The organism is Parabacteroides sp. AF27-14 (genome assembly GCF_003635425.1).
Taxonomy (GTDB): Bacteria; Bacteroidota; Bacteroidia; order Bacteroidales; family Tannerellaceae; genus Parabacteroides; species Parabacteroides distasonis.
In genome coordinates, this window is the sequence record NZ_QTLZ01000002.1 from 120,903 (window position 1) to 135,120 (window position 14,218).

The 14,218-nt window shown below is 44.8% G+C and carries 9 protein-coding genes; 4 read left to right on the forward strand and 5 right to left on the reverse strand.

Going from position 1 to position 14,218, the window contains the following annotated elements:
• Window positions 1-110 precede the first annotated feature (110 nt).
• Window positions 111-2,681, reverse strand: a complete 2,571-nt coding sequence (gene glgP, locus DWY79_RS02730; protein ID WP_005864633.1) for an alpha-glucan family phosphorylase — start codon at window positions 2,679-2,681, stop codon at window positions 111-113.
• 72 nt (window positions 2,682-2,753) lie between these two features.
• Window positions 2,754-4,412: a glycosyltransferase gene (locus DWY79_RS02735; RefSeq protein WP_009275771.1), complete on the reverse strand. Its 1,659-nt coding sequence runs from the start codon at window positions 4,410-4,412 to the stop codon at window positions 2,754-2,756.
• 128 nt (window positions 4,413-4,540) lie between these two features.
• Here DWY79_RS02735 and DWY79_RS02740 point away from each other — a divergent pair, with 128 nt between their 5' ends.
• The 4 genes from DWY79_RS02740 (at window position 4,541) to DWY79_RS02755 (ending at window position 7,596) form a co-directional block, all read left to right on the forward strand.
• A complete protein-coding gene (locus DWY79_RS02740) occupies window positions 4,541-4,831 on the forward strand; it encodes a hypothetical protein (protein ID WP_121961840.1) in 291 nt (96 codons plus the stop codon).
• A 2-nt stretch (window positions 4,832-4,833) separates the two neighbouring features.
• On the forward strand, window positions 4,834-5,382 hold the full coding sequence (locus DWY79_RS02745; RefSeq protein ID WP_122368807.1) for a 1-acyl-sn-glycerol-3-phosphate acyltransferase: 549 nt from the start codon (window positions 4,834-4,836) through the stop codon (window positions 5,380-5,382).
• A gap of 157 nt (window positions 5,383-5,539) precedes the next feature.
• Entirely contained in the window at window positions 5,540-6,325 is a 786-nt protein-coding gene (locus DWY79_RS02750) for an amidohydrolase (RefSeq protein ID WP_122368808.1), read from the forward strand.
• 20 nt (window positions 6,326-6,345) lie between these two features.
• Window positions 6,346-7,596 carry an MFS transporter gene (locus tag DWY79_RS02755; protein WP_008773476.1) on the forward strand — a complete coding sequence of 417 codons (1,251 nt, stop codon included), beginning with the start codon at window positions 6,346-6,348 and terminating at the stop codon, window positions 7,594-7,596.
• A gap of 2 nt (window positions 7,597-7,598) precedes the next feature.
• Here the strand turns inward: DWY79_RS02755 and DWY79_RS02760 are convergent, their stop codons facing one another.
• From DWY79_RS02760 to dnaK, 3 genes are all read right to left on the reverse strand, one after another.
• Window positions 7,599-9,905 carry a sensor histidine kinase gene (locus DWY79_RS02760; protein ID WP_122368809.1) on the reverse strand — a complete coding sequence of 769 codons (2,307 nt, stop codon included), beginning with the start codon at window positions 9,903-9,905 and terminating at the stop codon, window positions 7,599-7,601.
• A 93-nt stretch (window positions 9,906-9,998) separates the two neighbouring features.
• Window positions 9,999-11,915, reverse strand: a complete 1,917-nt coding sequence (locus DWY79_RS02765) for an ATP-binding protein (protein WP_087343273.1) — start codon at window positions 11,913-11,915, stop codon at window positions 9,999-10,001.
• Between the two features lie 207 nt (window positions 11,916-12,122).
• Window positions 12,123-14,054, reverse strand: a complete 1,932-nt coding sequence (gene dnaK / locus DWY79_RS02770; protein WP_057329031.1) for a molecular chaperone DnaK — start codon at window positions 14,052-14,054, stop codon at window positions 12,123-12,125.
• Between the last annotated feature and the right edge of the window lie 164 nt (window positions 14,055-14,218).

A 14,218-nucleotide genomic window follows, 5' to 3' on the forward strand; every position in this document is an offset into this window, starting at 1 on the left:
GGCTCATAACCATAGGTTTTTGTCGCTGTAAAGCATAGCTGGGTATGGCATAAAAAAAGAGGGTGCATGACGCACCCTCTTTCTTGATTATTTGTTTTACTTGTTGCCGATTATAACTGAATCCAACGTACATAAGCGAAGTCCATACGGTGAGGCAACTCCTTGTTTACAGGATATACACGGAAGCCCATCTTATGGTTACCAGCCTCGGAAGGAGTGGTCGTTAACTTGAAGAATAACTTGGAGCCTTCTTCCTTCATCAACTCGAACTGAGCGGTATTGATTGGTGACAGCGTGTGTTTCTCCGGATCTTCCTTCATGACAACCATTTCAGCACCTAACATACCTTGTAGTTCATGACGGTCGATTACCAAATTGAAGTTGTATTCTTTTCCTACAACCGGGCCGTTCACCGTCAAATCTTGGTCGCAAGTGAAAGATTCCACTTGGAAGCTATCCCAATGTTGCGCAACTTCCTCTTTCCAAGCAGCTAATTGCTTAGCGATCTCGTAGTTGTTAGCGGAAATATGAGCGGAACGAGTAGCCAATTTGTGATAGAAACGATCCTCATAATCGTCCAACATACGTTTCATCGTATAATCCGGAGCGATCTTGGCGATAGAGTTCTTGATATATTGGATCCAGTCCGGAGAGTAACCCTTGCTGTTCTTAGCGTAGTAAGTCGGGATAATCTCAGTTTCCAAGCAATGGTAGATCGTAGCCGCATCCAATTGGTCTTGGTATTGCTGGTTCTCATAAGTACGCTTGTCGGTCAATGCCCAACCTGCGCCTTCTACGTAACCCTCATACCACCAACCGTCAAGAACGGAGAAGTTCAATACACCGTTCATCTCGGCTTTCTCACCGGAAGTACCGGAAGCCTCTAACGGACGAGTCGGCGTGTTCAACCATACGTCTACACCGGAGATCAAACGACGGGCCAAACGCATATCGTAGTTCTCCAAGAAGATGATCTTTCCTAAGAACTCCGGACGGCGAGAGATCTCTACGATGTGTTTGATCAAACCTTGACCACCACCATCAGCCGGGTGAGCCTTACCGGTGAATACGAACTGAATCGGGAACTTCTCATTGTTAACGATCTTAGCCAAACGGTCTAAGTCCGTGAACAACAAGTGCGCACGCTTATAAGTAGCGAAACGACGACCGAAACCAATCAACAAGGCATTCGGATTGATCTTCTCAAGGATGGAAACTACCTTAGAAGGATCACCTTGGTTCTTCAACCAGCTATCTTTATATTGAACACGGATGTAATCAATCAATTTATTCTTCAAGGTCATACGGAGATTCCAGATTTCCTCGTCGGATACATTCTGGATTCCTTCCCAACATTTGCGATTTGATTGATCCTCGAAAAGCTTCGTGCCTAATTTATCCGCATAGAATTTCTTCATCTCCGTAGCGGCCCAAGTCGGCATGTGCACACCGTTCGTTACATAACCAACGTGCAGTTCATCCGGGAAGTAACCTTTCCAAACCGGGGCGAACATACGCTGAGAAACCTTACCGTGCAACCAGCTTACGCCGTTAGCCTCTTGGCAAGTGTTCAAGGCGAATACGCTCATGGAGAATTTCTCGTTAGAGCCCGGGTTCTCACGTCCCATATCGATGAAGTCTTGCCAGCTAATACCTAACTTGCCGGGGAACTCACCCATGTAACGTCCGAACAAACCCTCATCAAAGTAATCGTGACCTGCCGGAACCGGAGTGTGTACCGTATAGAGAGCGGAAGCACGAACTACCTCCAACGCTTGGTTGAATGAAAGGCCGTCGTTCTGGATATAGTCTACCAAACGCTGAGCGTTGATCAAAGCGGCGTGTCCCTCGTTGCAGTGATAAATCTGTTTCTTGATACCTAACTTGTTCAGCATCATGATACCACCGATACCCAACAAATACTCTTGTTTCATACGGTTCTCCCAGTCGCCACCATATAATTGGTGCGTGATGGAACGATCCCATTCGCTGTTCTGAGGTATATCCGTATCCATTAAGTACAAAGGTACACGACCTACGCTAACTTTCCAGATATGAGCGTAAACGGTTCTGCCCGGATAAGGAACTTCCAATACCATTGGCTCTCCGTTCGACTGCAATACCTGAGTCAACGGCAGGGCGTTGAAATTTTGCGGCTCGTAATTGGCGATCTGCTGACCGTCCATGGACAAAGTCTGTGTGAAATATCCGTAACGATACAAGAAACCTACGGCACATAAATCGATATTACTATCGCTGGCCTCTTTCAAGTAGTCACCGGCTAATACTCCCAGACCACCTGAGTAAATCTTTAATACATTGGTCAAACCGTACTCCATGCTGAAGTAGGCTACAGACGGTTGTGTCTTGTCGGGTTTTACATTGATATAAGCTTTGAAATCAGCGTATACCTTTTGGATTTCAGCCATTAACTCCTTATCTGCTAAGATCTCTTCCATACGTTTGTGTGAAAGGCTTTGCAATAGCTGTACAGGGTTACCTTCTGTGGATTTCCAAAGTTGTTTGTCGATCTTGCCAAATAGTTTAGCGCCTTCATGATTCCATACCCACCAAAGATTCGTAGCGATCTCATTAAGTGGTTCCAACTGTTGTGGAAGCTTGGAATGTGAGTAGACGTCCTTCCAAATGGGACTGTTTGCGTTATTCGCCTTAATTTTCATTATCGTGAAGTTTAAAGTGTTTGTCTAAAACGAGTGCAAAGATAGCATTATCTTATTAATTATGAGCAATATTTAACTATTTCTTTCCTCGGCATGCCTCATGGCGATATCGAATGCGGTCAGATAATAGTCGATAAACTTGCTCCATTCAGCTTTTCGAGCGAGATCGAAACAACGCTGTTTGATTTCCTCGATGTCTGTAGCATCCTTTTGGCTGAGAGCCAGGATGGAGTTCATGATAGCGTCCGCTACCTCAAAATAATTGAAATCCGTACGATTAATAACCTCTACGCCTTCGCTAAGGTTATCTCCGGATACCGTTTTCTTCGCCCACATACCGAAACCGGCCAGATTGGTCGTGATCGTCGGTATACCGAAAGCGATACTTTCCAGCGGGGTATATCCCCACGGCTCGTAGTAGGAAGGATATACGGTAGCGTCCATCCCTATCAGCATATCATAATAGGTCTTATTGAAAATACCTCCTTTACCGTCCAAATAACAAGGAACGAATATGATCTTTAGTTTTTCGGATGCCGCGTTCGTGAAGCCGGCGTGGTTGATATAATTCAAGACCTTATCTTCTGGCATATTATGCAACCAGTGCGTAATGAAAGGGATTTGAAGCGGAGAGGTCGTCTTTATGTCCTGCTCGATCGCCTCTTTTAAATCCGCACGGGCGGCACGTACCCAAGCCGGTACCATGATAAAGGCGACGACCTCACGCTGCAGGCGTCCGGACGTACGTACACGGTTCATCGCCTCGATGAAGACATCGATACCTTTATTTCTGTATTCATAGCGGCCACTGGTGGAAACCAGCAAAGCGTTCGGGTCGATGGAGCAGCCCAATAATTTCTCCGCAACATTAATTAATGTACGACGTGCCTCCTTCCGCTTTTTAGCGTATTCCTTACCCTCGGGTACAAAGTTGGGCTCAAAGCCGTTCGGGGTAACGATATCCGGTGCCTTATCCAATAACTGTTTACATTCACGGGCCGTGATATCGCTTACGGTCGTGAAGCAATCCACGTAATGGGCGGCCTGTTTCTCTACGGAATGCTTGGCCTCCATGTTTAGCTCCTTAGCCATCTGATCGCCGTTGTAACCGTCCATATAAGCGTATAACGCTTTGTTGTTACCGGCGATAGAGCGTCCGATCGATGTGGCATGCGTCGTGAAAAGTGTCGCTATGGCAGGGATTTGCTTTTGAATGTAAAGTGCTCCCATCGCCAACATCCATTCGTTGAATAGGGCGGCGACTTTCTTGTTTTCCAGTTTGTAGAAGTGATAGAAACTCTCTATTACCTTACCGACCGCATACGCGAAGATACAAGACTCATCGTAATCGCCGTAGGCGTGGATGGAGTCAACTCGGAAATTTTCCCACATAGAATAGAAAAAGGCGTCTCGTTCACTGAAGTAGGACTTGAAATCTACCAGTATAACAGGGGGGGTACCCGGTACGTTCCAGCGACCAACCTTAACTTTCAAGTGATCCACTGCCTCGGCGTGCTTTCTCCAATCCTCAAACAAAGATGCGTCTTCCGTAAAATCGGGAGCGGTTGTGTTTGCCCACACATCCGGACCGATGAATATTACTTTGTCGTTAAAAATTTGTTGAAGCGTATGAGCTTTAGTCGATAGTACGGTATAAATACCTCCCACTTTATTACAGACTTCCCAGCTGCTTTCAAAGAGAAATTCTGGCGTCTTTATCATTTCGTTCATATTTGATTTGTTTATAATCAATGATTTCACCGCTGCAAAGATAATTCATTTTATGTTTTTTCTTGGCCTTTCCTCGGTATTTAATAACATATGTTCTATATTTGTGGATAATTAAATATGAAATAATTATGGCTAAAAGAAGAATTTTAAAGAAAGAGATCAGCTACGTGGCTGGTGAATTGTTCACGGAAGCGCTGGTTTGCAAATTGTATATACCCGGAGTAAATCAAGAGAAAGCGGATGCTTTGATGGCTCGTATCCTAGATCTGCAAGATAGTTATATCGTTCGTGCCGGACACCCCGACGGCAAGGATAACAAGGCTCTCGTACGGAATTATTATCGCAAATTAAGAGAGGACTTGCAAAACGAGGTTAACGCTATCGCCGACGAGATAGGAGAGTTGAGCAAGGACAAATAGGCATGAAGAAGGCAATTAGTAAGGCGATACTCCGTATGGCGGGGTGGAAGCTGGGCCCGGTGGATGGCGTGGATTTGCCGAAATGTATCGTATGTGTGGCTCCGCATACCAGTAACTGGGATTTTATCGTAGGGAAACTTTTTTATACCTCGATCGGGTGTAACGCCGGTTTCCTTATTAAGAAAGAGTGGTTCTTTTTCCCTTTTAATTTGCTGTTTAACTGGCTGGGAGGTGTTCCGGTGGATCGTGGTAAACGTACGTCGGTGACCGATCAGATGGTGGAACGTTTCAAGGCCAGTGAGCGGTTTCAATTGGCCGTCACACCGGAAGGTACCCGGAAGCGGGCCAAGGACTGGAAAAAAGGATTCTATTTTATCGCTTTGAAAGCGAACGTGCCGATCGTGGTGGCTTATTTTGATTATGGAAAGAAAGAGGTTGGCACGAAAGGTGTTTTTTATCCGACAGGTGATGTGGATAAAGATATCCATACGATACGAGAGATGTATCGGGGAGTTACCGCCTGCCATCCTGAGAATTTCGTACAGGTATAGGAGTTTCATGGTGAAGAAATAAGAGTTTTGCTATAGGAAAACAAAAGTTTTCCCTAGGAGAAACAAAAGTTTTGCTATGAAGAAACTACTGTTTCTTCACCATGAAACTGTTTCCTTGTCACAATATGTCTTTTTATTACCTTAATATCTTTATTCTATGACTGAAGACTTACGTATCAGTATGATACAATCCCATATCATTTGGGAAGACCGTGAAGAGAACTTGGGTTATTATGGCGAACTGTTGCGCCGTGTTAGTGGAAGAACCGATTTAGCGGTATTGCCGGAGACGTTTACTACGGGATTTTCCATGGACGTAGAGAAACAAGCCGATACGATGGATGGACGAACTGTACCGACTATAAAGGAATGGGCTAAGAAATATAAACTGGCCGTGGCTGGAAGTTTTATCGCGAAAGATAACGGAAAGTTCTACAACCGGGCTTTTTTCATCACTCCGGAAGGAGAGGAGTATTATTACGATAAACGTCATTTGTTCCGTATGGCAGGGGAGGACAAGCATTTCTCGGCGGGCGACAAACGTCTGATCGTGCCTTATAAAGGCTGGAATATTTGTTTGCAGGTTTGTTATGACCTACGTTTCCCGGTTTGGAGCCGCAACGTGAATAACGAATATGATCTTTTGATTTATGTAGCCAATTGGCCCGAGGCCCGGAAGAAGGCGTGGAAGACATTGCTGCATGCACGTGCCATCGAGAACATGGCTTATGTCTGTGGCGTGAACCGTGTGGGGGTAGATGGGAAAGGTTTTCTTTTCAGAGGGGATTCCATGATTTATAACGCAAAAGGAAAGAAATTGGCTGATGCCGGAAAACGAGAGGAAATCACCCGGACATGTACCTTGAAGAAGAGCGAGCTGGATGAGTTCCGGGCTAAGTTCCCGGCGTGGAAGGATGCGGATGGATTTAGTATTGACTTCTAATCGTTTAATTCCTTCTTATTATGGAAAAACGTAATCCTTGGGCTTGGATCCCGTCTCTTTATTTTGCCGAAGGCTTGCCCTATGTGGTAGTCATGACGCTTTCTGTGATCATGTATAAACGTCTGGGCGTCTCAAATACGGATATCGCCTTATTTACCAGTTGGCTTTATTTTCCTTGGGTGATCAAGCCCATCTGGAGCCCGTTCGTAGACTTGATTAAAACGAAGCGTTGGTGGATTTATAGCATGCAGCTATTGATTGGCGGGGGAATGGCAGGTGTGGCGTTCGTCCTTCCCGGGGATTTCTTTCTGCGGTTTACCTTGGCTTTCTTTTGGTTGATGGCGTTTAGTTCCGCTACGCACGATATCGCTGCGGATGGGTTCTATATGCTGGGCTTGACGGAGGAGCAACAAGCGTTCTTTATCGGTATCCGAAATACGTTCTACAGGGTGGCGATGCTAACGGGACAAGGTCTGCTGGTCATGCTGGCGGGGCTTTTGGAGGAGAGTACCGGGCGGATTTCTTTTGCTTGGAGTCTGGTGTTTTTTGTATTAGCCGGTACCTTTATCGCCTTGGCTTTGTGGCATAAGTATATCTTACCCCGTCCGGCGAGTGACGCGCAACGTACGAATATCACCCCTCATACCATCTTGGTGGAGTTCGGCAATACTTTCGTGAGCTTTTTCAGCAAGAAAGGGATTATCCCGGCTTTGCTTTTTATGCTGACGTATCGTTTGGGGGAATCCCAATTGGTAAAGTTGGCTTCTCCTTTCCTGCTGGATGGGCGGGAGGTTGGCGGGTTGGCGCTCAGTACCGGTGAGGTCGGGTTCGCTTATGGTACGGTGGGAGTGATCTCCTTATTGCTCGGAGGGGTTTTAGGAGGTCTGGCTATATCCCGGGGTGGCTTGAAGACTTGGTTATGGCCTATGGCATTGGCTATCTCCTTGCCGAATCTGGTTTATTTGTATATGGCTTATACGATGCCGGAGAGTATTGTTGTCGTAAACGTTTGTGTCGCTGTCGAGCAATTCGGCTACGGATTTGGCTTTACGGCTTATACGATGTATCTGATGCTTTTCGCCGAAGGGGAATATAAGACTTCGCATTATGCGATCAGTACCGGTTTCATGGCGTTAGGTATGATGCTACCGGGAATGGCATCGGGATGGATACAGGAGCAGATCGGTTACCAACATTTCTTTATCTGGGTAATGATCTGTTGCATACCTTTATTTATTGTATTGCCGTTCTTGCGTTTCAAGAAAAAATAATCTTATACCGATAATCCGGGAGTGTAGGGGAGGGTCACGATGAATGTGCTACCTTCCCCTTCTTTGGATTCTAGGGTGATATATCCTCCGAAGTGTTCGATGATAATTTGGCAGATCGCCAGTCCGAGGCCTGTCCCTTGCGCAAACTCGTCCAGTTTGTTGAACCGTTCGAATACTTGGGCTTGCTTATCTGCGGGAATGCCTTTGCCCGTATCGGTAACGGAGATCTGGATCCAACGTTTATCTTGCGTATAATCGTATTTAATCAAGATGTATCCTTGCGTCGTGAATTTTGCGGCGTTGTTTATGAGGTTGGTAATCACTTGGGTTAATCGATGTAGGTCCGCTTGGATAATGGCCGGGAGGACCGGCAGTTGTATTTTAAGCGCTACGCCTTGGGGCATCAACAATTGATGGGTGCGGTAGATATGGGATAGTAATTCGTTTAAGTCACAATTCGTGAGGGTAAACGACATCTTACCGGACTCGATGCGGGATAGATCGAGAATGTCATTGATCAATTTCAATAAGAGGTCGCTGTTCTTACTGATAACTTGCATGAACTCATCCCTCTCGTTCGGGCTTATTTCCATATCGCTTGTTAGCAGTTCCGAAAATCCAACGATGGCGTTAAGCGGGGTACGTATCTCATGGCTCATATTAGCGAGGAACGCTGATTTCATTTGGTCCGCTTCCTCGGCCCTTATACGGGCTTTGATAAGATCTTCCTCTACTTCCTTACTTTGTTGGATATTTAAGCAGAGCCCGTTTACTCCGACATTATTGCGGGTGGAGTCTTGTCCATTCTTCGCTTGCGCATATCTGAATTCCCACCATATATGCCCTTTGCCGTTGAAATTATATCGGCGGCGGGTGATCTTACGGGAAGGGAATCCTGTATCAAGCAGGTGTTTATGTTGGATGAAATCTTCCCGGTCTTCCGGGTGGATAGACTCTTGGAATTGCGTGGAGGTGATCGGCTTTATCGGCATATCCAACGACTTATAGAAATCATGGTCGAACTCGAATACGCCGTTGCTGTATCGGAATGCGAAAATATCACCGCTCTCTAAAGCCAACGAGAGGAATTCTTTCTCTTTCCGTAAACTTTCTTGAGCCTGTTTCTTGTGAGAGGCTTCGCGACGGTATTGTACTCTTTGATAGAAAAGCGTCCATAGGATAAATAGGGTTAGAAGAATCCCGCATAGAATAATATATGTTTGATAACGAACCACAAAGGGCATGTTCAAGAAGATGCTGTTTTGAGGCAGTTCTTTCCAATCGATCCCCCATTTATTTAAAGTCGGGTAATCGAACAGATAGTTTTTGGCGCTTTCCGTTATTTGTGGGAAGCTATTGGCCGGTGTGCCTTTGAGTATGCTGGCAGCTCGTCGTAAGGCTTCTTGGGTTTGACTCTCTACCGGGGTCATATATCCCCCTATGAAGTCTCCGTCATATCCTACGGATTCGTTGATCGCCGAGAAGCTGGGAAATGAGCAGAACCTACCTAAGGCTATCGAGGTATAATCTCTTTTGGTAGCAAGGTAGGCCTTGTTGTAAGTACTTGTACCTAACCCCCAGATCAAGTTGGAACTGGTACGGGGTTGAATGGTTTGTATATAGAGGGAATCGAACGGTACTTTTGGGAACCGCACTAAAGAAGAGGATCTCTTTTTATCGGATGGGGATGAATACTGGGGATATTTAAGGTAATCGGGTCTAGCCTTGGAGCATAGCCCTTTTATTTGCTCATCCATATCTTTCAGGATCTTTTTGTCAAGAGCTGTACTATCAGAGACACGTACAATCACGCATTTTCCCATGATTCGCTCAATAAGTTCGACGTTTTTCCGATAGTCCGGCTTATCCCAAAATCCGGATACGTTAGGATACTTTTGAATTAAGGGTATGTTAGGGTAGTTGACTCCGGTAAAAACGATAGGTACGCTATCTAATAAAGGATGTTCGCAAGCCAATAAGGAATAGGTCGCTTGATCATCGTTTACGATTATGATATCAGGCTTCCATAAAGATAACGTATTGAGTTCCGTATATATTCTTTGTTTCTCTTCTGGCGATTGATAAGCTTCGCAATTAAGATAGAACGTGAAGATACTGGCATGAATGCCTTCCTTCTGGAATCCTTTTTTAAAAGCCTCTTCTATATCTTTATAGGCTTGAAAGTCCGGCTCATAAGATTGGACTATCAAGATACGCTTTTCCGTGGTTGAGCGTTCGCAAGAATTTGCGACCAATAGAAATAATGGAAGCAACAATAAAAAAAGATAACGATAAGAAGTGTTCGCCATGTGTATAGCTTCAATATAATAGGTACAAATGTATAAAAAGTAATTGGATATCAAAGAGACAAATGTCTATTTTTCTTGGCTTCTGAGGTTGGTTTATAATTCGAAAACCAAGGAGATGCGGCACCCCTTATTCTTTTCGGACTTGAGCAAGATACGCCCGTTTAATTGTTTTACGATAGCTTGGCAGATCGATAGTCCAAGACCTGTCCCTTGCACGAAATCATCCAGCTTCTTGAAACGCTCGAATATCGCTTCTTGGTCCTCGGGAGAGATCCCGATGCCTGTATCCTGCACATAAAGTCGGACGTCTTGTGCATTGGTGGAATACTCGTAACCGATCTCTATAAAGCCTGCGGAAGTAAATTTTATAGCATTTTTCAGTATGTTCTCGAGCGCTTGGTAAAGTCGCTCCTTATCCGAATATAAGCAGATCGGCGTATCGGGGCATTTCTCCTTGAATTCGATACCTTCGGGGACATCGGAAAGATGTTGTTTATAAAGGGTTTTCACTAAATCCGTTAAATTGCAGGATTCTTTATGAAAGACGATACCTCCGGATTCAATCCTTGCCAAATCCAATATGTCATTGACTAACTTTAGTAATAACTCGTTATTGGTCGTGATGATATTAGCGTATTGCTCCTTCTCTTCCGCTGTCAGATCCAGTTCGGCGATTAGGCTTGAAAAGCCGATGATCGCATTTAGAGGGGTACGTATCTCATGACTCATGTTAGCCAAGAATACGGATTTCATCCGGTCGGACTCATTGGCTTTCTCCAAGGCTTCCGCTAATGATTCCTTTTCATGTAATAGGGCTTTTTGCGCTTGTCGTTTTGCCTTGGATTCTTGGGTATACATGATGATGAAGCTACCGAAGACAAAGCAGCACATCGTGCTGACTACGATTATCAAGCTCCAGAATAATCTTGGATATTGGTCCTTAAAAGGAAAGTTCAAAAGTATAGCATCCTTCGGAAGAAGCCTTTTATCGATATTCCAATATTTGACTTCATTGAAATCAAATACATAATTCTTCTTGCTCTTTGTTATCTGTGGGAATGATTCGCTAGGGGAGCCTTTTAATATTTCCGCGGCTCTATCGGTAGATTCTTCTATTTGGGTTTCCAAGGAGGTGATATAGCCACCTACAAGTTTATTCGTATATCCTAGATCCTCGTTGATCGCCGTAAAAGAGGGTTTACTGGAAAAACGGCTGGTGTTCAATACCCGGTAATCCCGTTTGGCCTGTAGATAGTAGATGTAAGGGACGTGTTTACTCATGTACCAAGAAACAGCTGATAGCTTGTCTCCTTGCACGGGCACGACGTTGACGGTCGTACTATCCGGTCGTTTTAAGCTTTGATTGACCCTGTCCAAAGTAGCGATCTCTACCGGTATATACATGATGCGATTATTATCGACCCGAATGTCTGCTTGAGCACATTGCTCATGTAACGTAGCCTTAATGTGCCTATCTATATACGTACTATCGTGCAACATATAAATCGTAGACTTGCCCAACAGATGTTCTATCAAGCGGATGTTCGTGACGTAGTCGGGCTCGTCCCAGAATCCGGAAACATTCGAATATTGCGCTAATAGTGCCTTATTGGGGAAATTTACGCCGCCAAATACAATGGGGACTGTAGAGATTAGCGGATGATGGCATTGCATTAACGTGTAAGTCGCTTGATCCTCGTAGACCAATATCAGATCGGGTTTCCAAGTAGAGATCGAATCTAGATACAGGTACATCCGTTTTTCTTCGGCGGGTGCCGCATATTGCTCGCAGTTCAAATAGAATGTTTGGATCGACGGATTAATCCCCTTTTTCTCGAGGGATTCCCGGATCAACCGATCGCAGTCTTTATAAGCTACATAATCGCTTTCATAGGAATGTACTACTAATATACGATATTTATTTCCCGACTGTTGACAAGAGGACTGTAGAATGGCTAGCAGAAAAAGTAGAACAAATATGTAATATTTCTGTATAGATCTCGCTAGCATAAGTCGAAAATTAGTACGTTGCCCTTAATCGTAATTTAAAATGAGTGTTTTTATGCGAGTGCAAACTTATTAATAATTATTGGATATCAATGGCTTTTTTATTGAATATATAGGGCTAAAATAAAAAACGGCTATCAGATCCCGAAGGACCCGATAGCCGTTTTTCTATCTTATGTGGAGTAAAGGAGCGATTAAAACCGCTTCTTTTTATTTTACCTCCTCAAAGTCAACGTCCGTAACGTTACCGTCTTTGCTGTTGTTGCTGCTACCTGCGTTACCGCCAGCTTGTTGACCACCGAAGTTAGGATCTGCTTGCGGGCCGCCTTGAGCGCCGCCACCTTGAGCGTTGTACATTTCTTGGCTAGCTGCTTGGAATACGCTGTTCAATTCTGCCATAGCAGCATCGATACCTGCGATATCCTGAGCCTTATGAGCTTCTTTCAATTTGTTCAAGGCACCTTCGATCGGAGCTTTCTTGTCTGCCGGAAGCTTGTCGCCAAGATCTTTCAATTGCTTCTCAGTCTGGAAGATCATGCTATCCGCTTGATTCAACTTGTCGATACGCTCTTTCTCTTTCTTGTCGGCCTCAGCGTTAGAAGCAGCTTCCTCTTTCATACGCTTAACTTCGTCGTCGCTCAAACCGCTGGAAGCCTCGATACGGATACTTTGTACTTTACCGGTTCCTTTATCCTTGGCGGATACGTTCAAGATACCATTGGCGTCGATATCGAATGTAACCTCGATCTGAGGGACACCACGTTGTGCGGCAGGTATTCCATCTAGGTGGAAACGGCCGATAGACTTGTTGTCTTTAGCCAAAGAACGCTCTCCTTGCAAGATGTGGATCTCAACAGAAGGCTGGTTGTCTACAGCAGTCGTAAATGTCTCGGACTTCTTGGTCGGGATGGTCGTGTTAGACTCGATCAATTTAGTCATTACACCACCCATTGTCTCAATACCTAAAGACAGCGGAGTAACATCCAACAACAATACGTCCTTAACCTCACCTGTCAATACACCACCTTGGATCGCTGCACCTACGGCTACTACTTCATCCGGGTTAACGCCCTTAGACGGAGCTTTACCGAAGAATTTCTCAACGATAGCCTGTACGGCCGGGATACGAGTAGAACCACCTACCAAGATCACTTCGTCGATATCAGAAGTTGACAAACCTGCGTCTTTCAAGGATTGACGGCACGGTTCGATACATGCTTGGATCAGACCGTCAGCCAATTGCTCGAATTTAGCACGAGTCAAAGTCTTAACCAAGTGCTTTGGAATACCGTTTACCGGCATGATATACGGCAAGTTGATCTCCGTGCTAGTCGTACTTGACAACTCGATCTTCGCTTTCTCGGCAGCTTCTTTCAAACGTTGTAAAGCCATCGGGTCTTTACGTAAGTCTACGCCTTCCTCACGTTCGAATTCTTCAGCCAACCAGTCGATGATTACGTGGTCGAAGTCATCACCACCAAGGTGAGTATCACCGTTTGTTGATTTTACCTCGAATACGCCGTCACCTAACTCAAGGATGGAGATATCGAATGTACCACCACCTAAGTCGAATACGGCGATCTTCATATCTTTGTTCGTCTTATCCAAACCATAAGCCAAAGAAGCGGCAGTCGGTTCGTTTACGATACGGCGTACGGTTAAACCTGCGATCTCACCAGCCTCTTTCGTAGCCTGACGTTGAGCGTCACTAAAGTAAGCAGGTACTGTGATAACGGCTTCCGTTACTTCCTGTCCCAAATAATCCTCAGCTGTCTTTTTCATTTTCTGCAGGATCATCGCTGAGATTTCCTGCGGAGTATACAAACGTCCTTCGATATCTACACGAGGAGTGTTGTTATCACCACGCACTACTTTATAAGGAACGCGATTGATTTCCTTTTGTACTTGGTCATAAGTTTCACCCATGAAACGTTTGATAGAGAATATAGTCTTTTCAGGATTGGTGATAGCCTGACGTTTTGCGGGATCACCTACCTTACGCTCGCCGCCTTCTACGAAAGCTACGATTGAAGGTGTTGTTCTTTTACCTTCGCTGTTCGCAATAACAACCGGTTCGTTACCTTCCAATACGGCAACACAAGAGTTGGTTGTTCCTAAGTCGATTCCAATAATCTTTCCCATGATTGTAAATATTTTAATTGTTATTATTCATCGTCCGTCATCCTCCTTGTTGAAAGGATTCACATAGTATTCAACAAATGCCGTGCCAAAGAAGTTCGGGTTTGAAAATAAATAATACGTGTCATGAATCGTGACATTTTGACGGTTTGGCAGGATACAAAAAG